Genomic DNA, 26,498 nt, shown 5'->3' with positions numbered 1-26,498 from the left:
GTTCGGGGGCCATGGTCCAGCGGGCATCTGACGCTATATTGCGGGCATGACACGTCGCCAGATACTCCTTGCCCTCCCGGTCACGCTCGCGCCCCTGCCGGCATTGGCCCAGTCCGATCCGGCCCAGGTCATCGAAGGCTTCCACGCCACGCTGATCAACCTGATGCGGCAGGCGCGGCAATTGGGCGTGCGCGGGCGCTACGCCCAGCTCGAACCCGTGATGGGCCGCGTCTTCGACCTGCCGGCCATGACGCGCATCGCGGTCGGCCCGCCCTGGACCGGCTTCTCGCCGGAGGACCAGGCCGCGCTGACCAATGCCTTCACCCGCTGGTCCATCGCCACCTACGCCAACCGCTTCGACGGCTATTCGGGCGAGACCTTCCAGACCCTGGGCAGCCAGGCGGTGAACAATGGCACCCTCGTCCGCACCCAACTCAACCGCACCGGGGGCGAGGGGCCTGTGCTGCTCTCCTACCTGCTCCGCGGCAATCCGCCGCGCGTGGTGGACATCTACCTGACCGGGACCATCAGCGAACTGGCCTCGCGCCGGGCGGAATTCACCAGCCTGATCCGCGAGGGCGGCGCCACGCGGGTCACCCGCGAACTGGAAGCGCGCACGGACCGGCTGCTCCGGGCGTAAGGCTTGGCCGCCAGGGAGGGCGTTGCCCCTCCCTGGCGCTTGCCTTTAGCCATCCACCCGCACATTGGCGGAGCGGATGACGTTCGCCCAGCGCGTGACCTCGGCGCGGAGGAAGGCATCCGTGTCCGCGGGGGAGCGGCCCTCGACCACGAAGCCCAGCTCCTGCAGGCGCCGCGCCATCTCGGGTTCGCGGACGATGCGGCCCACCTCGGCGGAGAGGCGGTCCACCAGGGGCTGCGGCGTGCGGGGAGGGGCCAGCAGCATGCACCACGAGCTCGCGGCGAAATCCTCGATGCCGTTTTCGACGATTGTGGGCAGTTCGGACGCGAAGCTGGGCCGGGTGGGCGTGGCGATGCCGAGCGGGCGGATGGTGCCGGCCTCGAAATGCGGCTTCAGCGTCGAATAGGTGTCGAACATCATGCCGATATGCCCGGCCATGAGGTCCGCCAGCGCGGGCTGGGTGCCGCGATAGGGCACATGCACCATCCGCACCCCGGTGCGGAGCTGCAGGTCTTCCATGGCGAGATGCGCGGTGGCGCCGATGCCGCTCGAACCGTAGTTCATCTGCCCCGGCCGCGCGCGGGCCACCTCCAGGTATTCGCGCAGATTCTGCGCCGAGACATGGCGGCTGCCCGCCAGCACGAGCGGCGCCTGGACCACGAGCGAGACGGGCGCGAAGCCCAGCGGGTCGAAGGGCATGCGCCCGGCCTGGAGCGTGGCATTGGCGGCATGGGCGGGGAGGACCATCACCATCGTATAGCCGTCCGGCGCGCTGGTCGCGGCGGCGCCGACGCCGATGATGCTGTTCGCGCCAGGGCGGTTCTCGACCACCACGGGCTGGCCCAGCACGCGGGAGAGCGGCTCCGCGACCAGGCGCGTCGCAATATCGGTCGTGCCACCCGGCGTGTACGGAACAATGATGCGCAGCGGCTTGTTGGGAAAATCGGAAGTCTGCGCGCCGGCCGCGGAAATCGTCAGCGCGGTACCGGCAAGCGCCAATGCCGCGCGGCGATGAATGAATTGCATGACTATGTTCCTCGAAACTTCATTCTTATGCGCCAGCATTCCCGGGCGCCGGATTTATTATGCGGCGCTGCTGGCGGAAGTGTCGAGGGGGTGGGCGTTCAGCCCCCGGGGTCGTCCAGCGTCATCAGCCCTTCGCCACCCTCGGTCGTGCGGCCGAGCTGGGCGTCGCGGCGCTGCTGCATGATGGAGCGCAGGCGGGCATAGTAGTCGAGGCTGTCGGCGCGCAGCGCGTCGAGGTTTTCGATGTTCTCGGCCCGCAGATCTATGCCCTGGATGACGCCGCGGCCGATGCCCACGCCGGTGGCGGCGGTGCGGGGCACGGCGTGGCCGATGGCGTAGCCCACCGGGTCAATGAACGAATCGACGCCGCCGCCGATGGCGTCCCGCACATTGGAGGGGCCGAGCAGGGGCAGCATCAGGAAGGGCCCGTCGCCGAAGCCGGCGGCGTAGAGGGTCTGCCCGAAATCGCCCAGGCGCTGGGGGTGGCCGGCCTGGGTGGCCACGTCCATCACGCCCAGCACGCCCACCGTGGTGTTCATCGAGAAGCGCAGCAGGGTGGTGCCGGCATCGGCCAGGCGGAATTGCAGCATGTTGTTGATGAAGACGACCGGTTCCTGAAGGTTGTTCAGGGCGTTGCGGATGCCACGCCGCGCGGGTTCCGGCACCGTGGCCCGCCAGGATTCGGCGGCGGGCCGGATGATGCCGGCATCCATCGCGTCGTTGAATTCGAAGATGTGGCGGTTGATGCGCTCGAAGGGGTCGCGATTGTCCGCGGTGGCGCAGGCGCCGAGCAGGAGGCATGTCGAAAGGGCAAGGGCGCGCATCACTTCCCCACTCTATCGCAGCCCGCGCGGCTGTGCGATGGGGCAAGGGCGATGAACCTTGCGGCGATCATCCTGGGGCTTCTGGCGGTGGCGGGCCTGGTGCAGGCGCTGGCCGCGCGACGGGCCTTGGGCCGCATGTTCGGCCGCGTGCCGCCCTCGGGCCCGGCCCTGCCGGCCAGCGTGCTGAAGCCGCTGCATGGGAACGAGCCGGGGCTGGAATTGCATCTTTCCCAGGCTTTGGCGCAGCAACATGCGGCGCCATACGAAGTGCTCTTCGCCGTGGCCAACCCCGCCGACCCGGCGCGGGCGGTGGCCGAGGCCGCCATGGCGCGCAGCCCCACGCCCTCGCGCATGCTGGCCGGGGGTGAGGTGCTGGGCGCCAACCGCAAGGTGAGCCAGCAGGTCCATATGGCCCGCGTGGCGCAATACCCCGTGCTGGTGGCGGCCGATTCCGACATGGCCTGCCCGCCCCATTGGCTGACGACGGTGACGGCGCCGCTGGCGGACCCTGAGGTGGGCCTCGTCACCTGCCTCTATGCCGGGCTGCCGGCCGATGACGGCCCGTGGTCGGAACTGGCCGCGCTTTCCATCAACTGGCACTTCCTGCCCAATGCCGCGCTGGGCGAGAGCCTGGGCGCGGCGGACGGCGCCTATGGCGCGACGCTGGCCCTGCGGGCCGACACGCTGGCGCGCATCGGCGGCTATGAGCGCCTGCTGCCCCTGCTGGCCGATGACCACGCCCTGGGCGAGGCGGTGCGCGAACTCGGGCTGAAGGTGGTGGTGCCGCCCATCCTGCCCGGCCATGTGATGCACGAGCCGAGCTTCCAGGCCCTCTGGGCGCATGAGCTGCGCTGGGCGCGGACCACGCGGCTGGTGCACCCCTGGGGGCATGTGGGGCTTGTCTTCACCCACCCGCTGCCCTTCGCGCTGGGGGCCCTGGCGCTGGCGCCGGGCGTCTGGACGCTGGCGCTGCTGGGCGCTGTGCTGGCCGCCCGCGGGGCGCTCGCGCGGCGCGCGGATGTGCTGACGGGGCGGCCCCGCTGGCGGCGCATGCTCTGGCTCCCTATTCGGGACTTGCTTTCCTTCGCCGTCTGGGCCACGGCTCTCCATAAGGGCCGCGTCACCTGGCAAGGGAGGCGCTTCACCCTCGGCGCCGGCGGACGCATGGCCGAGGCGCCCGAACCCACCCGAGAGGCCGTTTCCTGAGATGATGCGCACCCTGTTCCTCCAGGCTCCCTCCTTCGACGGGTTCGACGGCGGCGCCGGCGCCCGCTACCAGGCGCGGCGCGAGATCAAGAGCTACTGGTTCCCCACCTGGCTGGCGCAGCCGGCGGCCCTGGTGCCCGGCTCCAAGCTGGTGGACGCGCCGCCGCACAACCAGACCCTGGCCGATGTCACCAACATGGCCCGCGACTTCGACCTGTGCGTGATGCACACCTCCACCCCCTCCTTCGCGTCGGACGTGAAGGTGGCGGAGGCGCTGAAGGCCGCGAACCCCGCGATGAAGATCGGGCTGATCGGCGCCAAGGTGGCGGTTCAGGCGCATGAGAGCCTGCGCGACGCGCCGGTGGTCGACTGGGTGGCGCGCAACGAATTCGACTTCACGGTGAAGGAGGCCGCCGAGGGGCGGGACCTGTCCTCCATCAAGGGGCTGAGCTTCCGCAACGGCGAGGGCGTGATCGTCCACAATGACGACCGGCCCATGCTGGAGAACATGGACGACCTGCCCTTCGTGAGCGAGGTCTACAAGCGCGACCTCGACCACCGGAAGTACTTCATCGGCTATCTGAAGCACCCCTATATCAGCTTCTACACGGGCCGCGGCTGCAAGAGCCGCTGCACCTTCTGCCTCTGGCCGCAGACCGTGGGCGGGCACCGCTACCGCACGCGCAGCGTGGGCCATGTGCTGGAGGAGATCGCCTTCATCAAGCAGGCCTATCCTGACGTGAAGGAGATCTTCTTCGACGACGACACCTTCACCGACAACCTGCCGCGTGCCGAGGAAATCGCGCGCGGGCTGGGCCGGATGGGCGTGACCTGGTCGTGCAACGCCAAGGCCAATGTGCCGCGCGACAGCCTCAAGATCATGCGCGACAACGGGCTGCGTCTGCTGCTGGTGGGCTATGAGAGCGGCAACCAGCAGATCCTGCACAACATCAAGAAGGGCATGCGGATCGAGGTCGCGAAGCAGTTCACCAAGGACTGCCACGAGCTCGGCATCGCCATCCATGGCACCTTCATCCTGGGCCTGCCCGGCGAGACGAAGGAGACCATCGAGGAGACCATCCGCTTCGCCATCGAGACCAACCCGCACACCCTGCAGGTGAGCCTGGCCGCGCCCTATCCCGGCACCTTCCTCTATGAGCAGGCGGCGCGCGAGGGCTGGCTGGACACGGCGAACACCGACTACGTGGACGCGCATGGCGTGCAGATCGCGCCGCTGGCCTACCAGCATCTGAGCCACCAGGAGATCTTCGACAGCGTCGAGACCTTCTACAAGCGCTTCTACTTCCGCGCGCCCAAGATCGCCTCCATCTGCGGCGAGATGATCCGGGACCGACAGATGCTGGTGCGGCGCCTGCGCGAGGGTGTGGAGTTCTTCGGCTTCCTGCGGGAGCGGGCGAAGGCGCGGGCGGCGTGACGCGGCCGCGCGAACCATGATCCTAGCGGTCGTCACCTTCAAGCTGCCGGCGTCCACGTCGCGCGAGGACGCCGCCGCCATGTTCCGGCAGACGGCTTCCCTCTACGCCAAGCTGCCGGGGCTGGTCCGCAAGCAATATCTCTACCGCGCGCTGGACACCCATGTGGAGGCGGGCGGCGCCTACAGCTGGGATAGCCGCGCGGCGGCAGAGGCCGGGCATGGCGCCGAATGGCTGGCCCGCGTCACGGCGAAATATGGCGCCCCGCCGGAGGTGCGCTTCTTCGACACCCCCGTCTCGGTGGACAACACCGGGGCCTCGGCCGTGATTGCCGAACACGCCCCCGCCTGACACAAGCGGGCGCATGACGCGCCGCCTCATCTTCAACGCCGACGACCTCGGCCTGCATGCCGCCGTGAACGAGGGCATCGAGCGCGCCCATCGCGAGGGCGTGCTGACCGCCGCCAGCCTCATGGTGGGCGAACCGGGCTTCGAGGAAGGCGTGCGCATCGCCCGCGCCAATCCGGGCCTGGCGGTCGGGCTGCATGTCACGCTGACCGATGGCCGCCCCGTCCTGCCGCCTTCGCACATCCCCAGCCTGACCCAGCCCAACGGGCTGTTCCGCGATGACATGGAGAGGCTGGGCGCGCGCATCGCGACCTCCCGTGCCGCCCAGGCGGAGCTGGCGGCCGAGGTGGCGGCGCAGATGGCCCGCTTCCGCGAGACGGGCCTCCCCTGCGACCACGTCAACGCGCACAAGCATTTCCACAACCATCCCTGGATCGCGGGCGCCATGATCCGCATCGCGGCCGAGGCCGGGGTGCGCGCCATCCGCGTGCCGTGGGAGCCGCAGCGCCTGGTCCGCGCGGCCGAGGCCGCGAGCGGTGAGGGCCGAGGCGATGACGTGGGGGAATGGGCGCTGCGCCCCGCCGGCTGGGTGCTGCGCGCCCGGGCCGCGCGGCGTGGCCTCCGCGCGCCGGACATCATGGTGGGCCATGCCTGGTCCGGCCATTTCACCCCCGCCCGGCTGCGCGCCGTGCTGCCCCTGCTGCCCGAGGGGGTGACGGAACTCTACTTCCACCCCGCCGCGCGCGACGGCTTCGGCCGCGGCGGCCCGGGCTACCGCCACGAGGCCGAACTCGCCGCCCTGACCGACCCGGCCGTGATCGAGGCCGTGGCCGCCCTGCCGCGCGGCGGCTACACGCCCATGCTGTTCCCGTGAACCGTCTCGGGCTGGTCCTGGCCCTGCTGGGCCTGGTGGTGGGCGTCTGGCTCATCGCCATGCAGGATCTGGACGCGCTGGCGGGGCTGTTCGCCACGGCGGGCCTGGGGCTGCTGCTGCTGCTGCCGGCGCACCTGCCCTTCATGATGGCCAATGCCTGGGCCTGGGCCATGCTGATGCCGCGCTACCAGCGCCCGAATGCCGTGGCCATGATGGAACTCATCTGGATCCGCGAGAGCATCAACACCCTGCTGCCCGTGGGCCGGGTGGGCGGCGAACTGGCCTGCTACCGGCTGATGCGGCGGCAGGGGGTGGGCTCGGGCGCGGCGGCGGGGGGGCTGCTCATGGATATGGGCCTGTCCGTGCTGTCGCAGATGGCCTTCGCGCTGCTGGGCCTCGCCCTGCTGCTGGCCAGCGGGCAGGAGGTGGGGCTGGCCGTCATCCTGGGCGTGACCCTGGGCGGCATCGTGCTGGCGGCCCCCTTCATCGCCATCCAGAATGCGCGGGTGTTCGGGCGGGTCTCGGCCTGGCTGAACCGCATCACGGCCGGGAAGATCGAGGGGCTGGCCGAGGAGAGCCGCCGCATCGATGCCTTCCTGCGCCGCGCCTGGCGGCTGCCGAAGCTGCTGATCTGGTGCTTCGCCTGGCAGTTGTTCGCCAACATCATGGGCGCGCTGCAGATCTGGGTGGCGCTGTGGCTGATGGGCATGCCCATCACCTTCCTGGAGGCCGTCATCATCGAGGCGCTGGTCCAGGCCGTGGTCGCCTTCGGCTTCGCCGTGCCCGGCGGGCTGGGCGTGCTGGAGGCGGGGTTCATCGGTGTGGGCGCGCTGATGGGGCTGGACGCGACGACCAGCGTGGCCCTGGCCCTGATGCGGCGCTTCCGCGAGGTGGTGATGTATTTGCCCGGCCTCGCCGCCTGGGCCTGGGTGGAGCGAAGACCCCCGGTTGCGCGCCCGGCCTGAGGCCCCAATTGAGCGCGGCCATGACCGCCAAGGAGCTTCCGTGACCGGCTTTCCCATCGCCCCCGCCATTCCCCGCCATGCCCTCGTCACCGGGGGGCAAAGCGGCTGGGTGCCGCCATGGCGCGGGCGCTGGCGGCGGCGGGCTTCGACGTGACGCTGCATGTGAACCAGTCCCGCGCCGAGGCCGAGGCGCTGGCCGACGACATCCGGGCCATGGGCCGCCTCGCCCATGTGCTCCAGGCCGACCTGGCGCGCGAGGCGGAGGTGGCGCGGCTGGTGCCGGACGCCATGGCGGCACTCGGGCCGCTCGGCGTGCTGGTGAACAATGCCAGTGTCTTCGAGCGCGACGAGTGGGACGACGCCACCCGGGACAGCTGGGACGCGCATCTGGAGCCGAACCTGCGCGCGCCCTTCAAGCTGACCCAGGATTTCGCCCGCCAGCTTCCCGCCGGGGCGGAGGGCGTGGTGGTGAACATGCTGGACCAGCGCGTGCTGTCGCTGACGCCGCATTTCGTCTCCTACACCGTCTCCAAGGCCGGGCTCTGGGCGCTGACGCAGCAGATGGCACTCGCCCTGGCGCCACGAATCCGGGTGGCGGCCATCGGGCCGGGGCCGGCGCTGCCCAGCCCCCGCCAGAGCCAGGCGCAGTTCGACCGGCAATGCGCCTCCGTCCCCCTGCGCCGCGGCACCAGCCCGGAGGAGGTGGGGCACGCCTTGCTCGCCATCCTGGCCATGCCGAGCTTCACGGGGCAGGTGATGTGCCTCGATGGCGGCCAGCATCTGCAATGGGCGCCGGTGGCGATGGGCGCCGCCCCGGAGGAATGACCGCGGGCGCGCGGCGTGCTAAGCGCCGGTGATGACGGAAAACCCCTCGCCGCGTCTGCGCCGCGTCTTCATCCGCGGCCTGGAATTGCAGGCACGCCTGGGGGTCCATGCCCATGAGAAGGTGGGGCCGCAGCGCATCGTGGTGCATGTGGAGCTGGACGTGCGCGATGACGGGCCGGATGTGGGCGAAGATGACCTGGCGCGTGTCGTGGACTATGAGCAGGTGGTGATCGCCGCCCGCCAGGCGGTCACGGGCGGGCATGTGCTGCTGGTGGAGACGCTGGCCGAGCAGATGGCCGCGCTGGCGCTGCGCGATGCGCGGGTGCTGCGCGCCCGGGTCTCCATCGAGAAGCCGGACGCCTTCTCGGACGTGGCGGCGGTGGGTGTGACGGTGGAGCGCGCCCGCGCCGGTTGAGTCGCTACTTTCGCGTGCGCGGCCGGAGCGGGTTGACCTGTCCGGGAGGCCAGCGGAAGGGCCAAGTCAATCCCCAAAATGGATGGGCCGTGGATTTCATCCACCGCCCAGACATGCGCTCCATGGGGTTCGCAAAGCACCACATATGCGTAACCGCGCTGCCACAAGCCTTAATCTCTTTGTGTTAATTTCCATAAAAATCAATGGCTTATAATTTTGCCGAGTTTCTGGGCAATCTCTTGCAAATCCAGTCCAAAGGCCGAACACAGGAATGCGGCCCCAGTGTCGCCCACAGGGTTATCCACAGCTTCCGGGGATAGTTTGCGAAGCCCCGGCGGAGGGGGGAAAAACGGGCCGCGCGTCCATAGCCGGTGACCCGCAATGGGGCCGGCACAGCCACAGGTTGCCAAAGCGTTATGTCCACTGACGAAGTTTCCGGGGCCATTCCAGAGGCGCCGCCGCCCTCGGGCCTGGCGGTGCTGGAAGGCGCGCTGCCGAACCTGCCGCTGTCGCCGGGCGTCTATCGGATGCTCGATGGCAAGGGGGATGTGCTCTATGTCGGCAAGGCGCGGGCCATCCGCAAGCGCGTGGCGCAGTACACCCAGACCGCCCGCCTGCCGGAGCGGCTGCGGCGCATGGTCTTCGAGACGCGGCGGGTGGAGGTCATCACCACGGCCTCCGAGGCCGAGGCGCTGCTGCTCGAAGCCAACCTCATCAAGAAGCTGCGGCCGCGCTTCAACATCGTCCTGCGCGACGACAAATCCTATCCCTGGCTGATGGTCAGCGACGACCATTCCCACCCGCAGATCGCGAAGCACCGGGGGGAGCGACGGAAGGGCGCCAGCTATTACGGCCCCTTCGCCAGCGTCTGGGCGGTGAACCAGACCATCACGGCCTTGCAGCGGGTGTTCCTGCTGCGGACCTGCCGGGACACGGTGTTCGAGACGCGCGACCGGCCCTGCCTGCTTTACCAGATCAAGCGCTGCTCGGCCCCCTGCGTGGACCGGATCAGCCGCGAGGACTATGCGGGCCTGGTGGCCGAGGCCAAGCAGTTCCTGGCCGGCGAGGTGCCGACCATCCAGAAGCGCCTGGCCGCCGAGATGGAGGCCGCGGCCGAGGCCCTGGAATTCGAGCGCGCCGCCAGCCTGCGCGACCGCATCCGCGGCCTGACGCATGTCCAGGGCAGCAGCCGCATCAACCTGGACGGCGTGGGCGATGCCGATGTGGTGGCGCTGCACATGGCGGCCGGGCAGTCCTGCGTGCAGGTCTTCTTCTTCCGGGGCGGGCGGAACAACGGCAACCGTCCCTATTTCCTGACCCATTCCAAGGCCGACATCACGCCCGAGGAGGTGATGGGCAGCTTCCTGGCCCAGCTCTACGAGGATCTGCCCCCGCCGCCGCTCGTGCTGACCAGCCATGAGGTGCCCGAGGCCGCGCTGGTGGCCGAGGCGCTGGCGCTGAAGGCCGGGCGGCGCGTGGAGCTGCACCGCCCCCAGCGCGGCGACAAGCGCGCCGTGGTGGAGCACGCCGAGACCAATGCGCGCGAGGCGCTGGAGCGGCGCCTCGCGGAATCCACCGCCCAGGGGCAGCTTCTGGAGGGGGTGCAAAGGCTGCTCGACCTGCCCGACCGGCCGGAGCGGATCGAGGTCTATGACAACAGCCATATCATGGGCACCAACGCCTATGGCGCGATGATCGTGGGCGGGCCGCAGGGCTTCGTGAAGTCGGCCTATCGCAAGTTCGGCATCAAGGAAGCCAAGGGCGGCGACGATTTCGGCATGATGCGCGAGATGCTGGAACGCCGCTTCGGCCGTGCGCTGAAGGAGGACCCCTCCCGCACCGGCGAGGGCTGGCCCGATCTGGTGGTCATCGATGGCGGGCAGGGGCAGCTTTCGGCCGCGGCGGCGGTGATGGAGGAGCTGGGCCTGCACGACATCCCGCTGCTGGCCATGGCCAAGGGGCCCGACCGCGATGCTGGCCGCGAATGGTTCTTCATGGCCGGGCGCGAGCCCTTCCAGCTGCCGCCACGTGACCCCGTGCTGTATTATCTGCAACGTCTGCGCGACGAGGCGCACCGCTTCGTCATCGGCAGCCACCGCGCGGGGCGGGCCAAGGCGCTGACGAAATCCGAGCTGGACGACATTCCAGGCGTCGGACCCGCGGTGAAGCGCCGTTTGCTGAACCATTTCGGCTCGGCGCGGGGGGTGAAGCAGGCGGGGGAGGCGGACCTCGCCAACTGCCCGGGCGTGGGGCCGGGGCTGGCGAAACGCATTCATCAGCATTTCCACCCGGGCCTCGGGCAAGCTACATAACCCCTGTGCCCACCGATCTTCCCAACCTGCTCACCATCTCCCGCATCCTCGCCATTCCGGTGATGGTGCTCCTGGTCGCCATCCAGGCGCCCTGGGCGGACATGGCGGCCTGCGCCGTGTTCTCCGCCGCCGCCATCACCGACTATTTCGACGGCAAGCTGGCGCGGGACTGGCAGATCACCTCCGATTTCGGCCGCATGCTGGACCCCATCGCGGACAAGCTGCTGGTCGGCGCCGCGTTGATGCTGCTGGCCGGCTTCGACCGGCTGGGCGAATTCGGCCTGCTGCCCGCCATCGTCATCCTGCTGCGCGAGATCCTGGTCTCGGGCCTGCGCGAATATCTGGCGGGGCTGAAGGTGGGGCTGCCGGTGACGAAGCTCGCCAAGTGGAAGACGGGCTTCCAGATGGGCGCGCTGGGTGTGCTGCTGGCCGGCGATACGGGGGCGGCGGTGATCGGCCTCGGCTTCCTGCCCGTCTCCATCATCGGCGAGGCCATGCTCTGGACGGCGGCCGCGCTCACCCTCATGACAGGGTGGGACTACTGGGTGGCCGGGCTGCGCCACGCCGCCCGCCCCCCCGGCGCGGCCCCCGAGGCCGACCGCCGATGACCGAACACGCTCTTCCCGGCGCCGCGCGCGCCGCGATAGGAAAGGTGCCGCAAGTGGCCAAGCCTTTGATCCCTGCTGGAAATATCGCCGCCCTCGCCCTGGCCGGGCTGCTGCTCTCGGCCTGTGGCGGCATGGGCGGGATGCGCGTGCCGGGGCTGTCACCGTCCTACTCGGGCGGGGGCGTGGATTTCCCGACCGACAGCCTGACCATCCAGCGCCTCCGCAGCGGCCCCGTGGCCGATGCCCCGGTGCTGACGGTCGAGCCCGGCAATGTCTGGCCGGAGCAGGAAGGCCAGCGCGCCACCATGGCCGACCCCGACGCCGCCCTGCGCGGCCTGCCGCGCGCCACCTTCCCCGAGGCGCCCCGCCAGCCGCCCATGCAGCGCATCGCGCCCCGCGCCGATGGGCGCATCATCAACACGCCCGATGGCGCGGCCGTGACCACCGGCGGCAATGACCGGGTGCAGGGCACGCTCTCGCCGCGCGGCTCGGGCGTGGCGATCCGCGATGGCGGGACCGTCACCATCATCGAGCCCGGCACGCCGCCCCGACTCGTGCCCGCGCCCCGCTGAGCGGCATGAAGATCCTGTATTTCGCCTGGCTGCGCGAAAAGCTCGGCTTGGCCGAGGAGGAGATCACGCCGCCGGAAGGCGTCGTCACCGTCCGCGACCTCATCGCGCACATGGCCGCGCGCAGCCCCGCCCATGCCGAGGCCTTCGCCGCCGGCAAGGGGGTGCGCTGCGCGGTGAACCTCGACTTCGCGACCCCCGATGACCCGGTGAAGCCCGGCGATGAGGTGGCCTTCTTCCCCCCCGTCACGGGGGGCTGACCCCCCATGCCCCGCATCCTCGTCCAGGAAGCTCCCTTCGACGTGGCGGCCGAAATGGCGCGCCTCACCGCATCCCGCGACGACATTGGCGCGTTGGCCAGCTTCACGGGGATTTGCCGCGCCGATGACGGCCTGGCCGCCATGGTGCTGGAGCATTACCCCGCCATGACGGAACGGGCGCTGACGCGCATCGCGGAGGACGCCATGCAACGCTGGCCGCTGACGGGCTGCACCATCATCCATCGCGTGGGGCGCCTCACCCCCGGCGAGCCGATCGTGCTGGTCCTGGCCGCCAGCGCTCACCGGGCCGCGGCGCTGGAAGCCTGCGCCTTCCTGATGGACTGGCTCAAGACCAAGGCCCCCTTCTGGAAGCGCGAGGAACCGCGGGAGGGCGCGCCGCGCTGGGTCGAAGCGCGCGCCGAGGATGACGCGGCGGCCGCGCGTTGGTAGCCCCGCCGAAGCCTGTCCCCGCGCCCCCTCCCATCAAGAGGGCGGCGGCGCTGGTCGCCATACTGGGCGGGGCGCTGCTGCTGCTCTGGCCCGCGGTGCTGAACGGCTATCCGGTCATCTTCAGCGACACGGGGGCCTTCATCTCCCAGACCGTCGTGCCGCTGATGATCTGGGACAAGCCCTGGATCTACGGGCCCTTCGCCTGGGTGTTCCACCAGCATGTCTCGCTGTGGTTCACCGTCATCGCCCATGCGCTCATCGTCTCGCACATGGTGTGGCTGCTGGGGCGCGTGGTGGGGTGGGGCTCGCCGCGCCGGCATGTGGCGCTGTGCCTGGGGCTTGCGGCGCTGACGGCGCTGCCCTGGTCCGTCTCCATCGTCATGCCCGATGTGCTGACGCCGGTCGCCATCCTGGGCACGGCGCTGCTGGCCTGGGGCTGGCCGGCACTGAGCCGGGCCGAGCGCGCCTGGCTGCTGCTGCTGACGCCCATCGCCGTGGCCTCGCATCTGTCGAATTTGCCGGTGATCTTCGCGGTGCTGGTGCTGGCCCTGCTGCTGCGGGCGGGCTGGGGCGTGGCGCTGCGGGCCGCGGTGCCGCTGCTGGGCGCCATCGCCCTGCTGCTGGTGACGAATGTGGTGGGACATGGGCGCCTCTCCATCTCGCCCTATGGCAGCACCTTCCTGCTGGCGCGGATGATCGCGGACGGGCCGGCCCAGCGCACCATCGCGGCCCTCTGCCCGGAGCGCGGCTGGTATCTCTGCCAATTCGTGGGCCAATTGCCGGATGATGCGGATGAGTTCCTCTGGAACAACACCAGCGCGATGAACCGCCGCCCCGACGGCACGGCCATCTTCCTGGGCGGCCGCGAGATCGCCCCGGAGGCGCGCGAGATCGTGATGGAGACCCTGCGGCGCGAGCCCGGCACGGTGGTGATGCTGGGGCTGGGCAATTTCCTGACGCAGATGACCTTGTCCGGCCTCGGCGACACCACCCGCCGGCGGGATGTGGGCTATGGCGTCATCCCGCATCTGCGCAACGGCTTCCCGGCCGCCGAGGTGGCCCGTTTCCAGTCCGCCCTGCAGCAGCGCGACGAGCTGAACGCCTGGGCCCTGGCCGTGGCGCGGGTCTTCCCCCTGGTGCTGATCCTGGCCGCGCCCTTCGCGCTGCTGGCCTGGGCACGGGCCCATGCGGCGCGGGATGCGCGGGCGCTGGGGCTGCTGCTGGCGCTGCTGGTGGGGATGACGGGCAATGCGCTGGCGGTGGGCGCGCTGTCGGGGCCGCATCCGCGCTACCAGGCGCGCATCGCCTGGTTCCTGCCGCTGGCGGCGGTGGTGTTCTGGCGCCCGCGGCAGGTCGTCATCCCGGCAGCAGCGGCTCCGGATCCAGCCAGGTCGCATACCAGCCCAGGCTGAAATGGAGATGCGGGCCGGTGACACGGCCCGTGGCGCCCATGTCGGCGATGCGGGCGCCCTGGTTCACCTCGGCGCCCTCGGCCACATGGATGTCGTTCAGGTGGGCGTAGAGGCTGTGGACCCCATGGCCGTGGTCCAGCACCACCAGCTTGCCGAAGAAGAAGAAATCCGCCGCCAGCGTCACGCGGCCGGGCAGGGTGGCGGCGATGGGCGTGCCCACCGGCCCCGCGATGTCGAGCCCATAATGCGGCGCGCGGGGCTGGCCGTTCAGCACGCGCTGGCTGCCGAAGACGCCGCTGATGCGCCCGCGCGCGGGCCAGGCGAGGTCGCCGGTGAAATCCGTGCGCGGCGTATCCGTGGCGCGCGCCTGGGCCAGGCGCGTGCGCTCCGCGCCGATGCGGCGCAGCGCCTCGGCATCGGGCGTGACCTGGGCGGGCGGCAGGCCGGTGATGTGCTGGATGCGCCAGTCGCGCGGCGCCACCTCCAGCACGCGCGTCTCGGCGCCCACGCGCAGCGTGGCGCGCGAGGCGTGGTCACGGCCGAAACCTAGCGCGAAGCGGCCATCTGGCGAGACGCGCACCGCGCGGCCGTCGAGAGTGACGGCTCGGCCCGCCGCCCCTTCGCCGCGCAGTAGCCCGCCCTGTTCGGGGCGCCCTTGCAAGGTGAAGGCGGCGGCGGGCCGGGAAAGGGCCAGTGCGGGCAGGGCGAGGGCGAGGCGGCGCGCGATCATAGCAGCGTCCCTTGCTTGTCCTCGGCGCTGGGCGCGCGGGCGGATTGGGCCTCCACCTGCCCATCCTGGAAGGTGAGGCGCAGCTTCTGGCCCGGCCGGACGGCGGCGGCGGTGGTGACGGCAGCCCCCTTGGCGTCCTGCACCAGGGCGAAGCCGCGCGCGAGCACGGCGTGGTAGCTGACGGCCTCCAGCCGCGCCGAGAGCCCGGCGAGCTGCGCGCCGCGCTCGCGGATCAGTGCCGAGACCGGCGCGGAGGAGAGGCGGCTCAGCGCCGGCGCGGCCGAACGGCGCTGCTGGCAGCGCGCCCAGGCGGCATCGGCGCGCTGGGCGAGGGAGGCGACCTGGGCGCGGGCGGCGGCCAGGATCTCGCGCGGGTGGCGCAGCCCCGCCTCGGCGCGAACGAGTTGCCCGCGCTTCACCTGCACCAAGGCGGGCAGGGCGCCGGCCAGCCTTTCGCCCCGGTCGTCGAGGCGCTGCCGGGCCTGGGCCAGCAAGGCCGGCGCGTCGGGGATGAAGCGTTCGGCGCGTGTCAGGTTCAGGTGCGCGGCGCGCAGCCGGGCCTGCACGGCCTGGTCCAGCCGCGCGGATTTCTGCGCGATGTCGGCCGCGATCTCGACGCGGGAGGGCACGGCCAGCTCCGCCGCCGCGGTCGGCGTGGGCGCGCGGCGGTCGGAGGCGAAATCGATCAGCGTGGTGTCGGTCTCGTGGCCCACCGCCGAGATCAGCGGGATGGTGCAGGTGGCGGCGGCGCGGACCACCTCCTCCTCGTTGAAGGCCATGAGGTCTTCGAGGGAGCCGCCGCCGCGCGCCACGATGATCACGTCCGGGCGCGGGATGGGGCCATCCGCGGGCAGCGCCGAGAATCCGTTGATGGCGGCCGCGATCTGCGCGGCGGCACCCTCGCCCTGCACCGCGACCGGCCACAGGATCACATGGCGCGGGAAGCGGCGGGCCAGCGTGGTGCGGATGTCCTGGATGACGGCCCCGCGCTCGCTCGTCACCACGCCGATGACGCGGGGCAGCAGGGGCAGGGGCCGCTTGCGCTCGAACAGGCCTTCCTTGAGCAGGGCCACGCGCAGGCGTTCGATGCGCGCCAGCAGCGCGCCCTCGCCGGCATATTCCAGCTTCTCGATGATGAGCTGGTATTTCGAGCGGTCGCCATAGGTGGAGACGCGGCCCGTCGCGATCACCTCCACGCCGTTCTCGGGCTTGAGGCCCAGGTTCCGCACGGCGCTCTTCCACACCACGCTCTCGATCTTGGCGTCCTGGTCCTTCAGCGAGAGGTAGATGTGGCCGGAGGGGTAGGGCTTCACCTCCGTCAATTCGCCGCGCACGCGGATGCGCGCGAAACTCCCTTCCAGGGTGCGCTTGATGGCGCCCGCCAATTCGCCGACACCGTATTCCGGGATGTTGGAGATGGTTCCGTCCATTGGGGCCTTATACGGAACGTTTCGGGTTTTGCGGAGGCAGTGGCATGCGGGTTCTCGTGGTGGGTGGTGGGGGCGGGAACACGCGCTGTGCTGGGCCATCGCGGCCTCGCCCTTGTTGAGCAAGCTGTGGTGCGCGCCGGGCAACCCGGGCATCGCGGAGGTGGCGGAATGCGTGGCGATCGGTGCCACGGACATCGAAGCCCTGGTGGCGTTTGCGAAGTCTGAACGCGTGGACCTCGTCGTGGTTGGCCCGGAGGCGCCGTTGACATTGGGGATCGCCGATGCCTGCGCGGCGGCGGGCATTCCCTGCTTCGGCCCGAGTGCCGCGGCGGCGCGACTCGAGGGCAGCAAGGCCTTCTTCAAGGAGGTGGCGGTGGCCGCCGGCGCGCCCACCGCGCACTACGCCGTCTTCACCGAGGCCGATGCCGCGCGTGCCCATATCCGCGGCCGCGGCGCGCCCATCGTGGTGAAGGCCGATGGGCTGGCCGCCGGCAAGGGCGTGGTCGTCGCCACGACGGAAGCCGAGGCGCTGGAGGCCGTCACCGACATGATGGAGGCCGGCATCCATGGCGCGGCCGGCGCGCGCGTCGTCATCGAGGAATGCCTGGTGGGCGAGGAGATCAGCTTCTTCGCGCTTTGTGACGGTGTCTCCGCCATCCCCTTCGGCGCCGCGCAGGACCACAAGCGCGCCCATGACGGCGACACGGGGCCGAACACCGGCGGCATGGGCGCCTATTCGCCCCCGCCCGCCTTCACGCCCGCGCTGCAGGAGGAGGTGATGGCCACCTGCATCCGCCCCGTGCTGGCCGAGATGGCGCGGCGCGGCGCGCCCTTCCGCGGCGTGCTCTTCGCCGGGCTGATGCTGACCGAGGCGGGACCCAAGCTGCTGGAATTCAACACCCGCTTCGGCGACCCCGAATGCCAGGCGCTGATGCTGCGCCTGAAGAGCGACCTGCTGCCCGCCCTGCTGGCCGCGACCCAGGGCGAACTCGCGCATTTCGACCTGCGGTGGGAGGGGCTGTCCTCCATCGTGGTGGTGATGGCGGCGGAGGGTTATCCCGCCGCCCCCGTCACGGGCAGCGAGATCCGCGCGCTGGAGGCGGCGGCGCAGGTGCCGGATGTGACCATCTTCCATGCCGGCACGGCGCGGCGCGAGGATGGCGCGCTGGTCGCCGCCGGCGGGCGCGTGCTGGGGGTGGCGGCGGTGGGGGCCAGCCTGCGCGAGGCCCGCGCGGCCGCCTATGCCGCGGTGGACCGGGTGGACTGGCCGGGCGGCTTCTGCCGGCGGGACATCGGCGCCCGGGGGCTTTGACGCCGCCTGGCGGCGCGCGTGCAGCCACCCCGCACCCATCGCGTTCCTTCCCTGTGGTGGCGGAAGGAGTTCGCGATATGGTGTCGTTCAAAGGCTATCTGGAAATGTGCAGGTTCCAGGATTCACCCGAGGCCGATTTCGTCCAGGCGGCCCTGGCCGATGGGCGGATCCATGGCGCGGGTTCCTGGGAGGAACTGCGCGCCTATCTTGAGACGGAGCGAAACGCCTCGGCGCGCGAGGTGCAGGCCGCGCAGAACATCTGGCAGGACTTCCAACGCTCGCCCTGAGCCTCAGATGTCCAGGCCCCAGTAATGGACGGTGCCGCCATTGACCTGGGCCGTGGAAATCCCCTCGGCCGGGATGGCGGTGGCCGTGCCGAATGGGCCCGCCGCGGGATAGACCGCGACCGCCATGGCGCTGCCGCCGATATCGCATTGCGCGACATAGCGCGTGGCGACGACCATGGGCGCGCGGATGGACATGCTGTCGGACACCAGGATCTGCACATGGATGGTCTTGCCGGCGGTGGCGTTCCAGGTGGCGAGGCGCCCGTGCTCGCCGCAGACCTCGAGGCCGAAGCCGATGCCTTCCACCTTGAAGTAGGGGTCGCTGTCCTTGGTGTCGTAGTCGAGCGTGCCTGGGTTCTTGCTCGCGGCGCCGTCGTCGAACTCCTTGTAGGCCTTCAGCAGGAAGCTGCCGTTCCGCAGCACGGGGCAGACATTGTAGGCCGCGTCATTCGTCCCCTGCGGCTTATGGTAGAAGATCGAGCCCGCCACCAGCACGAGCGAGCCGGCCTTCTTGGAGGTGGATTTCAGCGCCGAATAGATCGCGTGCTTGTCGTCGCGGTCCATGGCGAGGGGGCCATGCTGCGCCACCACCTTGCCGATCTGCCCGTAGCCGGACCAGAAATACTCGGGCGCCACCAGCATGCGCACGCCGGGCCTGCCGCCCTGCTTGGTCTTCAGGATCGCATTCGCCTGCTGGACCGTCATGTCGAACTCGGCGGCACGGTTCGCGGGGTTCGCCCCGAAGCCGTTCTTGTCCACCTTGAGCATGCCAAGGGCGAGGTAGGGCATGGCGCATCACTCCCCTGCGGCCCATGAAGCGGCCCGGTTGCGTGAAGGCTTCCAGATACGGCCCTGAGTTGCAAGGCCGATCCGGCCGGGTCAGGCGCCCTGGTCGAGCAGCGGCGCCAGGGCGGCGGCCTCGGCCTCGGGCAGCAACCCCTCGCGCAGGAAGAGGTGGATCAGCACCAGGTTCACGTTGAACTTCACGCTGTCCGTCTCGCGCACCGCCTCCAGCAGGCGGGCGGCGGGCCAGAGCTCGAAGCGCTCCACCTCGTCGTCGTTGGGGGTGGGGGTGAAGTCTTCGGGCAGGTCCAGGTCATAGACGTGCAGCACGTCGCGCCGGAGGCCCTCGGGCAGCGTCAGGATGTAGGAGACGCGGCCGGCGGGGCGGGCGCCCGCCACCAGCGCGGAGGGGATGGAGGCTTCCTCCGCGGCTTCCTTCACCAGCGTCTCGGCCGGCGTCAGTCCCGCCGGCACCCCGCCGCCCACCAGGTTGTCGAGCTGCCCCGGGGCCACCGCCTTGTCGCGCGCCCGCACCCCCACCCAGACATGCAGCCCATCGGCGCGCCGCACCAGCCCGTTCAGGTGGACGCCATGCCCGATGATGCCGAAGGCGGGGATGGCGCCGCGGTCGAGCGTGCCCAGCACCGGCCCCTCGAAGCCCGTGCGGATGTCGAAATTCTCGCCGCGGATGCGCAGGAAGCCCTGCTTGGCCAGGTCGCGGCAGGCGGCGGCCAGGGCGTCGGACCGCGCGCCGGCGCTGCGCAGCCGGCCCGCCATGGCGACGCCATCCCCGTCGAAATGGAAGCTCTGCGGCAGGAAGGTCAGCGCCTGGGCCAGCTCCTTCGACACCCAGCCCACCTGCGGCCCGCCGAAGCGGAAGGGCAGGAGGTGCGCGGGAGAGGGCGTGTTGTTGCAGGCCAGGATGTGGCGCATCAGCGTGGAGGACATGTCATCCATCTAACACCGGGCCCGCGCTTTCCAACCTGCGCGTTCCGCGCCATGTGGCTGCGATGCAACCGAAGCCCCCCGGAAACCACCGCAGCGCCCTGATCTCCATCCTCCCCTATCTCTGGCCACGCGGCGAGACGGAGATGAAGGTCCGGGTGGTGGTGGCGGTGATCTGCCTCATCCTCGCCAAGGCCGCGGGCGTGCTGGTGCCCATCGCCTATGCCCGCGCGGTGGACGCGCTGGCCCCGCGCGAGGGGGTGGGGGCCATGCTCGCCATCCCCATCGCGCTCATCCTGGGCTACGGGCTGCTGCGGGTGGTGAGCGCGGGGCTGGCGGAGCTTCGCAACGCCGTCTTCGCCAAGGTGCAGGCGCGGGCCGCGCGCTGGGTGGCGCTGCGGGTGTTCCGCCACCTGCACGCGCTGTCCATGCGCTTCCACATGGACCGCGCCACGGGCGGGCTGTCGCGCGTGATCGAGCGCGGCACGCGCGGTATCGCCATCGCGCTGAACTTCCTGCTGTTCAACATCATCCCGACCATCGTGGAAATCTTCCTGGTGGCGGGCATCCTGTGGTGGATGTTCGACGTCAGCTTCGCGCTGACGGTCATCGTCACCATCGTGGGCTACATCGCCTTCACGCTGATCTTCACCAATTGGCGGCTGCGCTTCCGCCGCGCGATGAACGCGATGGACGAGGAGGCGAACACCAAGGCCATTGACAGCCTGCTGAACTACGAGACGGTGAAGTATTTCAACAATGAGCGCCACGAGGCCGCGCGCTACGACGAAAGCCTGCAGCGCTACGAACGCGCCTATACCCGCAGCGAGACCACGCTGAACATGCTCAACGCGGGCCAGGCGCTGATCATGGCGGCGGGGCTGACGGTGGTGATGCTGCTGGCCGGCGGCGGCATCGCGAACGGCACGATGAGCGTGGGCGACTTCGTGATGGTGAACACCTACCTCATCCAGCTCTACCTGCCGCTGAACATCCTGGGCTTCGCCTACCGCGAAATCCGCCAGGGGCTGACGGATATGGAGCAGATGTTCTCCCTGCTCGATGTCCCGCGCGAGGTCGAGGACGCGCCCGGCGCCCCCGCGCTGAGCGTGCCGGAGGGGCGCGTGGTGTTCGACGACGTCCGCTTCCACTACCGCCCCGACCGCGAAATCCTGAAGGGCGTCAGCTTCGAGGTGCCGCCGGGGCGGATGCTGGCCATCGTGGGGCCCACGGGGGCGGGGAAGTCCACCATCTCGCGCCTGCTGTTCCGCTTCTATGATGCGACGGGCGGGCGCGTGCTGGTGGATGGGCAGGATGTGCGCGGCGTGACGCAGGACAGCCTGCGCCACGCCATCGGCGTGGTGCCGCAGGACACGGTGCTGTTCAACGACACCATCGCCTACAATATCGGCTATGGGCGGCCGGGGGCGAACGAGGCCGAGGTCATCGAGGCCGCTAAGCTCGCCCAGGTGCATGACTTCGTGATGAAGCTGCCCGATGGCTACAAGACGCGGGTGGGTGAGCGGGGCCTGAAGCTCTCGGGTGGCGAGAAGCAGCGCGTGGCCATCGCGCGCACCATCCTGAAGAACCCCCGCGTGCTGATCCTGGACGAGGCGACCAGCGCGCTCGACACCGCGACGGAACAGGAGATCCAGTCCGCGCTGCGGCAGGTGGCGACGGGGCGGACCACGCTGGTCATCGCGCACCGGCTTTCCACGGTGGTGGAGGCGGATGAGATCATCGTGCTGCAGGAGGGGCGCATCGCGGAGCGCGGCACCCATGCGGGGCTGATCGCGGAGGGGGGCTCTACGCCCAGATGTGGCAGCGCCAGGCCGATGCGGTGGCGGCCGCCGAGGCGGCGGCGCGGGCGGAGGCGGAGGCGCGCTTCGGCGAGGAGATGAGTGCGCGGCGACAGGGCGAACTTCCCTCCGGCGCCTGATCCGCGCCGGCGGACGCCGGAGCGGTGAATCAGTCGCCCAGCCAGCGCCTGATCCGCGCCGACGGACGCCGGAGCGGTGAATCAGTTGTCCATACATGAAGCAGCCGTAAGCTTTGCCCCCTTCCGTCGCGGCACCGCCTGCCCCATGTCGGGGCCTGCGTATGTAACCGGGAAAGAATGAGCATGGAGCAACAGACGCCCGAGGATCTGAGCCACGCGGGCTCGGTCGTGGACAAGGCGATCGAATACATGCTGGAGCAGAACATCGCGCCGGTCTCGGCGGCCTCGGCCCTGCTGGGCGGGGCGCTGGGATTGCTCTCGCGCAGCATGGATGACCGCTCCATCGCGGGCGTGCTGCGCCAGGCGCTGGCGAGCGTGGAGGCGGGGGAGCTGCGCCAGCTTCCGACCCTGCCGCGCTGAGGCCTTCCACGGGGGCGGGAATCGCCGCGCGCGCTTGACTTCGCGCGCCGGCTGACGCAAACAACCCCACGCATTGACACCGCGCGCGGTATGCCGCGCGCGCTTTTCGTTTGGGATCACGATCATGGCTCGCCGCTGCGGCATCACCGGCAAGACGGTTCAGTCTGGCAACAATGTCAGCCACGCGAACAACAAGACGCGCCGGCGCTTCCTGCCCAACCTGCAGCACCAGTCCTTCTGGTCGGACGTGCTGGGCACCTCCATCCAGATCCGCCTGACGACGCACGGCATCCGCACCATCGAGCACAATGGCGGCCTCGACGCCTTCCTGCTCACCACGCCGGACCGTCGCCTGCCGGCCGAGGCCATCACCCTGAAGCGCCGCGTCGAGCGCGCCCAGGCGAAGAAGGCCGCGGCCTGACAGCACGAACGGGCGCAAGCCCGAGCAAGCGCGCCGCGCCCGCAAGGGCCGGCGCGTTTTCGTTTTCACCGAGTCTCGCCGGATGAGACGGTCCAGGGTTTCTTAACCCTCCCCAGTTATCTTCCGCGTCATGTCGAGCGGTTCCATCCTCTTCTGCCTCTCCTTCCTGGTCCTCGCGGCGGGCCTGGTCGTGGTGTCCCTCTTCCGGCAGCGCCAACTGACGGCGCGCCTGGCCGCCGCGGAGGCACGCGCCACCCGCGGCGGCCGCGCCCTCGACCTCATGGCGCGGGAGGTGCACGGGCTGGGCCTGGGCCTGCTCGGCCGCGCCCAGGTGCTGGGCGGCGAGGCGGGGGCCGGCTTCGAGGCCGAGGCGCGGCGCATCCTCTCCCTCGCCGATGCGGTGGTGGAGGCGCATGGCGTGGTCAGCGCCGCGCGCGCCCTGCGCGATGAGCGCTTCGCCCTGGGCCCCGTCCTGGCCGATTCGGTGGAAGCCGCGCAGCGCCAACTCGGCCCCGGGCTGCGCCATTGGCGCCTCGACCCCGTGCTCGAATCGCTGGTGGTGCGGGCCGATGCCCGGGCGCTGCGGGGCGCGCTGGTGCAGGTGCTCTGCCGCGCCGCCCGCGCGACGGGCGAGGGCGACTTCATTGACATCCGCGCCGTGCAGACCCCCCAGGGCGTCACCATCGTGGTGGAGGATGAGGGGCTGGGCCTCGCTGTGGATGATCTCTCGCCCACCCTGCATTGCGGTGAGGAGCCGCGCACGCGCGGCCTGGTGCTGGGCCTTTCGCTCGCCCGCGCCCTGCTGCGCGCCCATGGCGGGGAGCTGGTGATGGAGGCCGCACCCGGCGTGGGCGCGCGTGCCTTCCTCTCCCTGCCCGCGAACCGGGTGGTGGCGAACTGACGCGCCCCTCAGGGCATCTCGTACAGCAGGATCATGCTGCGCTGGGCGGCGCGTTCATTGTCGTCGGAGATGAGGGCGACCAGGGTGCGCCCGGCCCGACGGGCCACGGCCACGCCTTCCCAATTGTCGGCTGGGCCATCGCCGGGCAGGCGCAGCAGCGTCTCACCGCGCAGCGGGGCCTGGCCCGCGAAGGCCTGGGGCGGCAGATGCGCCAGCCGGCACCGGAAGCCACCGAACAGCGAAAAATCCCGTTCGAGCACCAGCGCGCCGCCATCGGGCAGGCCGGCCGCGCCGGTCGGCACCATGGGGGTGGCCGGGGCGTAGTCGCGCGGGGTCCAGGCCACGCGGCGGCCCTGGATTGTGCCGAGCCAGGCGCGGGTGGTGCCGGGCGCGGTGCCGCGCAACTGCTCGGCCAGGGCCAGCAGCCTTCCATCGGCCAGCAGGGTCAGCCCCTCCAACCCACCATTGGAGGGCGCCTCGTTGAGGCCCGGCGGGGTGGGGAAGGGTGCGCCAGGCCCTTCCAGCTGGCGGTGGCGCTGAATGCGGTGGCGGCGCTCGAAGCCCACCAGCCAGTCGCCATCGGGCAGGCGGGTCAGCGCCTCCGCATCGCCATGGGTGATGCCCCGCAGGGGCGCGCCGGCGGCGTCACGCAGCGGGCCGTGCCGCACGCCGGAGAGGGCGCGGGGCGCGCCCGCCGCGTCCAACTCCAGCCGCGCCCGCCACCAGCGGCCGCGGTCGCTGACGGCGGTCAGGGTGAGGTCGGGCCTCATGTGCAGGCCGGAAAACCCGCCGAAGCCCCAGGCGCCGGTGTCCAGCACCAGCCCGCCCAGAGGGCGCAGGCCGGGCGTAGCTGGCTCGGGCAGGGGGAAGGCGCCGGCGCGCGGCAGCGGGTCGCCCCGCGCCGCGCAGGCGGGCAGGGCGAGGGGGAGGGCCAGGAAGGCGCGGCGTGGGGTCAGATCACCGCCGGGGCGCGCCGCATCAGATGACAGCCGGCGCGCGTTCGGAGGCGGCCCGTTGCCACGCCTCGGCCGCGTCCTCGTCGAAGAGTTCGGCCAGCTTCTTCATCATGGTGCCGCCCAGCTCCTCGGCGTCCACGATCGTCACGGCGCGGCGGTAGTAGCGCGTCACGTCATGGCCGATGCCGATGGCGATCAGCTCCACCTGGTTGCGCGTCTCGATGGTCTTGATCACGTCGCGCAGATGGCGTTCCAGGTAGTTGCCCGGGTTCACCGAGAGCGTGCTGTCATCCACCGGCGCGCCGTCGCTGATCACCATCAGGATGCGGCGATGCTCGCTGCGGGTCAGCAGGCGCTTGTAGGCCCAGTCCAGCGCCTCGCCGTCAATGTTCTCCTTCAGTAGCCCCTCGCGCAGCATCAGCCCGATGGAGCGGCGGGCGCGGCGCCAGGGCGCGTCGGCGGCCTTGTAGACGATGTGGCGCAAATCGTTCAGGCGGCCGGGGTTGCGGGGCTTGCCCTCGGCCACCCAGCGCTCGCGGCTCTGGCCGCCCTTCCAGGCGCGGGTGGTGAAGCCCAGGATCTCGGTCTTGACCGCGCAGCGTTCCAGCGTGCGGGCCAGGATGTCGGCGCACATGGCGGCCACCGTGATGGGGCGGCCGCGCATGGAGCCAGAATTGTCGATGAGCAGGGTCACGACGGTGTCGCGGAAATCCGCGTCGCGCTCCCGCTTGTAGGAGAGCGAGAGGGTGGGGTTGGCCACGACGCGCGCGAGGCGCGCCACGTCCAGGATGCCCTCCTCCAGGTCGAAATCCCAGGCGCGCTGCTGCTGCGCCATCAGCCGGCGCTGGAGCCGGTTGGCGAGCTTGGAGACCACGCCCTGCAAGTGCTGCAATTGCTGGTCGAGCTGCTGGCGCAGGCGGGTGAGTTCGTCGGGGTCGCAAAGGTCATCGGCCTCCACCACCTCGTCGAACTGGGTGGAGAAGGCGCGGTAGCGGCTGGCATCGTCGGTGACGGGGACCTCGCGGCGGGCCTGGGGGCCGCCGGGCTTCTCGTCGCCCTCGGCGGCCGCGCCCTCTTCCTCGGATTCCTGGGCCTCCTCGTCGGCGGCGTCGCCCTCCATGGTCTCGGGCTCGGCGCCCTGCATGGATTCCTGGTCCTGCGACTGCGCCTCGCCGGCCGAGGACTGGTCCTGCTGGCTGGCTTCCTCGGCGCCCTCGTCGCCCTCCTGGTCTTCGTTGGCCTCGCTTTCCAGCTCGGCCTCGGCCAGATCCATGGCGGCGAGCAATTTGCGCGCGGCGCGGGCGAAGCCCTCCTGGTCATCGGTGGCGGAGCAGAGCTCGTCCATCGCGGCGCTGGCTTTGTCGTCCAGGCTGTCGCGCCACATGTCCAGCACGCGTTGGGCCGCGGGCGGCACGGCCTCGCCCGAGATGCGTTCGCGCGCCATCAGGGCCAGCGCCGAATGCAGCGGCAGCTGGTCCTTGCGCGTCATGCGGTCATAGCCCTCCGCCTCGCACTCCTCCGAGAGGCGGGCGCGGAGGTTGGCGGCCACACCCGCCATGTGCCGGCTGCCCACCGTCTGCACGCGCACATCCTCCAGCGCGTCGAAGACCTCGCGCGCCTCCTTGCGGGCAGGCGCGCGGGCGGCGTGGGTCGCTTCGTCGTGGTGGCGCAGCTTGAGCGCCACGGCATCGGCGGCCCCGCGCAGCTTGGCCATCTCGGCGGGGGGAAGGCTGCGGGTGGGCAGCGGCAGGCGGGCGCGCTTGCCCGAGACGCCGGCGGGGCCAGGCTGGAAGGCGACCTGGACTTCCGTCTGTTGCGCGATGGCGCGCACGGCGCCAGCGGTCGCCCGCTTGAACTCTTCCTGCCGCGTGAGGTCCTGTTTGCTCATGTCATGCCTGCCTTGCGAGCCAGATCCAGCACGCGCCGCGCGCGAGCAGGCCGGTGGCGATCGAGGCGCCCAGCGCCTGGACGAGATTGGAAGTGACGCCCGAACCGACCCAGGGGTTGGACGCCTGGGTCAGCGAGAGGATGAGGCCGGCCAGCGCGCCCGCCACCATCCAGCGGGTGAAGGTGGCGGCGCGCTCCTGCGCGGGGGTCTGGACGGGGCGGGGCGGGGCCGTGGCGGCCTGCGCCTTGGGCGCGCGCCGGCGCGGCCCCAGCCTTTGCCGGGCGCTGCGTGGAATGGCCTGTGCCGCCCTGCGCCCCAC

26 protein-coding genes and 3 pseudogenes are annotated in these 26,498 nt (G+C 70.9%); 20 read left to right on the top strand and 9 right to left on the bottom strand.

Annotation, left to right across the window (positions count from 1 at the left end; genetic code table 11):
• The first annotated feature begins 46 nt into the window (after window positions 1–46).
• A complete protein-coding gene (locus tag ICW72_RS05640; protein WP_191085322.1) occupies window positions 47–640 on the top strand; it encodes an ABC transporter substrate-binding protein in 594 nt (197 codons plus the stop codon).
• Window positions 641–685: 45 nt separating this feature from the next.
• Here the strand turns inward: ICW72_RS05640 and ICW72_RS05635 are convergent, their stop codons facing one another.
• Window positions 686–1,666, bottom strand: coding sequence for a tripartite tricarboxylate transporter substrate binding protein (locus tag ICW72_RS05635; RefSeq protein WP_191085321.1), 981 nt, complete (start codon window positions 1,664–1,666; stop codon window positions 686–688).
• Between the two features lie 98 nt (window positions 1,667–1,764).
• On the bottom strand, window positions 1,765–2,490 hold the full coding sequence (locus ICW72_RS05630; protein WP_191085320.1) for an MlaA family lipoprotein: 726 nt from the start codon (window positions 2,488–2,490) through the stop codon (window positions 1,765–1,767).
• A gap of 51 nt (window positions 2,491–2,541) precedes the next feature.
• Between ICW72_RS05630 and hpnI the strand changes: the two genes are divergently transcribed.
• From hpnI to ICW72_RS05565, 13 genes and pseudogenes are all read left to right on the top strand, one after another.
• Complete coding sequence (gene hpnI / locus ICW72_RS05625; protein ID WP_191085319.1) at window positions 2,542–3,696, top strand: bacteriohopanetetrol glucosamine biosynthesis glycosyltransferase HpnI; 1,155 nt, start codon at window positions 2,542–2,544, stop codon at window positions 3,694–3,696.
• Between the two features lies 1 nt (window position 3,697).
• A complete protein-coding gene (gene hpnJ / locus ICW72_RS05620; RefSeq protein ID WP_223880850.1) occupies window positions 3,698–5,131 on the top strand; it encodes a hopanoid biosynthesis associated radical SAM protein HpnJ in 1,434 nt (477 codons plus the stop codon).
• Window positions 5,132–5,147: 16 nt separating this feature from the next.
• Window positions 5,148–5,480 carry a monooxygenase gene (locus tag ICW72_RS05615; RefSeq protein WP_191085318.1) on the top strand — a complete coding sequence of 111 codons (333 nt, stop codon included), beginning with the start codon at window positions 5,148–5,150 and terminating at the stop codon, window positions 5,478–5,480.
• Between the two features lie 13 nt (window positions 5,481–5,493).
• Window positions 5,494–6,351, top strand: a complete 858-nt coding sequence (gene hpnK, locus ICW72_RS05610; RefSeq protein ID WP_191085317.1) for a hopanoid biosynthesis-associated protein HpnK — start codon at window positions 5,494–5,496, stop codon at window positions 6,349–6,351.
• A complete protein-coding gene (locus tag ICW72_RS05605) occupies window positions 6,348–7,316 on the top strand; it encodes a lysylphosphatidylglycerol synthase domain-containing protein (protein ID WP_191085316.1) in 969 nt (322 codons plus the stop codon). Before hpnK ends, ICW72_RS05605 begins: the two co-directional genes overlap by 4 nt.
• Before the next feature lie 40 nt (window positions 7,317–7,356).
• A pseudogene (locus ICW72_RS05600) lies at window positions 7,357–8,141 on the top strand (SDR family oxidoreductase).
• A gap of 31 nt (window positions 8,142–8,172) precedes the next feature.
• Window positions 8,173–8,556 carry a dihydroneopterin aldolase gene (gene folB, locus ICW72_RS05595; RefSeq protein WP_191085315.1) on the top strand — a complete coding sequence of 128 codons (384 nt, stop codon included), beginning with the start codon at window positions 8,173–8,175 and terminating at the stop codon, window positions 8,554–8,556.
• A 416-nt stretch (window positions 8,557–8,972) separates the two neighbouring features.
• The gene (gene uvrC, locus ICW72_RS05590) at window positions 8,973–10,868 is read left to right on the top strand and encodes an excinuclease ABC subunit UvrC (protein WP_191085314.1); all 1,896 of its coding nucleotides are present in this window, start codon (window positions 8,973–8,975) and stop codon (window positions 10,866–10,868) included.
• Between the two features lie 5 nt (window positions 10,869–10,873).
• Window positions 10,874–11,476 (top strand): CDP-diacylglycerol--glycerol-3-phosphate 3-phosphatidyltransferase, encoded by a 603-nt coding sequence (gene pgsA / locus ICW72_RS05585; RefSeq protein ID WP_191085313.1) that lies wholly within the window; start codon window positions 10,874–10,876, stop codon window positions 11,474–11,476.
• Window positions 11,477–11,529: 53 nt separating this feature from the next.
• Entirely contained in the window at window positions 11,530–12,048 is a 519-nt protein-coding gene (locus ICW72_RS05580) for a hypothetical protein (RefSeq protein ID WP_191085312.1), read from the top strand.
• A 5-nt stretch (window positions 12,049–12,053) separates the two neighbouring features.
• Window positions 12,054–12,305, top strand: a complete 252-nt coding sequence (gene moaD / locus ICW72_RS05575) for a molybdopterin converting factor subunit 1 (protein ID WP_191085311.1) — start codon at window positions 12,054–12,056, stop codon at window positions 12,303–12,305.
• 6 nt (window positions 12,306–12,311) lie between these two features.
• Window positions 12,312–12,755 (top strand): molybdenum cofactor biosynthesis protein MoaE, encoded by a 444-nt coding sequence (locus ICW72_RS05570; RefSeq protein ID WP_191085310.1) that lies wholly within the window; start codon window positions 12,312–12,314, stop codon window positions 12,753–12,755.
• A complete protein-coding gene (locus ICW72_RS05565) occupies window positions 12,749–14,167 on the top strand; it encodes a hypothetical protein (RefSeq protein WP_223880849.1) in 1,419 nt (472 codons plus the stop codon). The genes ICW72_RS05570 and ICW72_RS05565 overlap by 7 nt, the downstream gene beginning before the upstream one ends.
• On the opposite strand, the gene ICW72_RS05560 is transcribed toward ICW72_RS05565, so the two are convergent.
• Together ICW72_RS05560 and xseA are read right to left on the bottom strand one after the other, a co-directional pair.
• A complete protein-coding gene (locus ICW72_RS05560) occupies window positions 14,112–14,897 on the bottom strand; it encodes a M23 family metallopeptidase (RefSeq protein ID WP_191085309.1) in 786 nt (261 codons plus the stop codon). The two genes, ICW72_RS05565 and ICW72_RS05560, sit on opposite strands and share 56 nt — an antisense overlap.
• Window positions 14,894–16,327, bottom strand: a complete 1,434-nt coding sequence (gene xseA / locus ICW72_RS05555; protein WP_191085308.1) for an exodeoxyribonuclease VII large subunit — start codon at window positions 16,325–16,327, stop codon at window positions 14,894–14,896. The genes ICW72_RS05560 and xseA overlap by 4 nt, the downstream gene beginning before the upstream one ends.
• A 44-nt stretch (window positions 16,328–16,371) precedes the next feature.
• Here xseA and purD point away from each other — a divergent pair.
• Window positions 16,372–17,639: pseudogene (purD, locus tag ICW72_RS05550) on the top strand (phosphoribosylamine--glycine ligase).
• A 77-nt stretch (window positions 17,640–17,716) separates the two neighbouring features.
• Window positions 17,717–17,926, top strand: a complete 210-nt coding sequence (locus tag ICW72_RS05545) for a hypothetical protein (protein WP_191085307.1) — start codon at window positions 17,717–17,719, stop codon at window positions 17,924–17,926.
• Window positions 17,927–17,929: 3 nt separating this feature from the next.
• On the opposite strand, the gene ICW72_RS05540 is transcribed toward ICW72_RS05545, so the two are convergent.
• Window positions 17,930–18,715, bottom strand: coding sequence for a nitrilase-related carbon-nitrogen hydrolase (locus ICW72_RS05540; protein ID WP_191085306.1), 786 nt, complete (start codon window positions 18,713–18,715; stop codon window positions 17,930–17,932).
• 90 nt (window positions 18,716–18,805) lie between these two features.
• Window positions 18,806–19,657 carry an NUDIX hydrolase gene (locus ICW72_RS05535; RefSeq protein WP_191085305.1) on the bottom strand — a complete coding sequence of 284 codons (852 nt, stop codon included), beginning with the start codon at window positions 19,655–19,657 and terminating at the stop codon, window positions 18,806–18,808.
• 62 nt (window positions 19,658–19,719) lie between these two features.
• On the opposite strand from ICW72_RS05535, the pseudogene ICW72_RS05530 reads away from it, so the two are divergent.
• The 4 genes and pseudogenes from ICW72_RS05530 (at window position 19,720) to ICW72_RS05515 (ending at window position 23,335) form a co-directional block, all read left to right on the top strand.
• A pseudogene (locus ICW72_RS05530) lies at window positions 19,720–21,593 on the top strand (ABCB family ABC transporter ATP-binding protein/permease).
• 177 nt (window positions 21,594–21,770) lie between these two features.
• Window positions 21,771–22,013: a hypothetical protein gene (locus ICW72_RS05525; protein WP_184383447.1), complete on the top strand. Its 243-nt coding sequence runs from the start codon at window positions 21,771–21,773 to the stop codon at window positions 22,011–22,013.
• A gap of 124 nt (window positions 22,014–22,137) precedes the next feature.
• Window positions 22,138–22,434 (top strand): 50S ribosomal protein L28, encoded by a 297-nt coding sequence (gene rpmB / locus ICW72_RS05520; RefSeq protein ID WP_184383446.1) that lies wholly within the window; start codon window positions 22,138–22,140, stop codon window positions 22,432–22,434.
• Window positions 22,435–22,564: 130 nt separating this feature from the next.
• Entirely contained in the window at window positions 22,565–23,335 is a 771-nt protein-coding gene (locus ICW72_RS05515) for a sensor histidine kinase (protein WP_191085304.1), read from the top strand.
• Window positions 23,336–23,343: 8 nt separating this feature from the next.
• Here ICW72_RS05515 and ICW72_RS05510 read toward each other — a convergent pair whose 3' ends face one another.
• From ICW72_RS05510 to ICW72_RS05500, 3 genes are all read right to left on the bottom strand, one after another.
• Window positions 23,344–24,153 carry an esterase-like activity of phytase family protein gene (locus ICW72_RS05510; protein ID WP_191085303.1) on the bottom strand — a complete coding sequence of 270 codons (810 nt, stop codon included), beginning with the start codon at window positions 24,151–24,153 and terminating at the stop codon, window positions 23,344–23,346.
• Window positions 24,154–24,313: 160 nt separating this feature from the next.
• Complete coding sequence (gene cobT, locus ICW72_RS05505; protein ID WP_191085302.1) at window positions 24,314–26,179, bottom strand: cobaltochelatase subunit CobT; 1,866 nt, start codon at window positions 26,177–26,179, stop codon at window positions 24,314–24,316.
• 1 nt (window position 26,180) lies between these two features.
• Window positions 26,181–26,498 (bottom strand): hypothetical protein, encoded by a 318-nt coding sequence (locus ICW72_RS05500; protein ID WP_191085301.1) that lies wholly within the window; start codon window positions 26,496–26,498, stop codon window positions 26,181–26,183.

This window comes from Roseococcus microcysteis (assembly GCF_014764365.1).
Lineage (GTDB): Bacteria > Pseudomonadota > Alphaproteobacteria > Acetobacterales > Acetobacteraceae > Roseococcus > Roseococcus microcysteis.
Note: the sequence above shows the minus strand (reverse complement) of the source record. Positions and strands in the feature narration are given on the sequence as shown.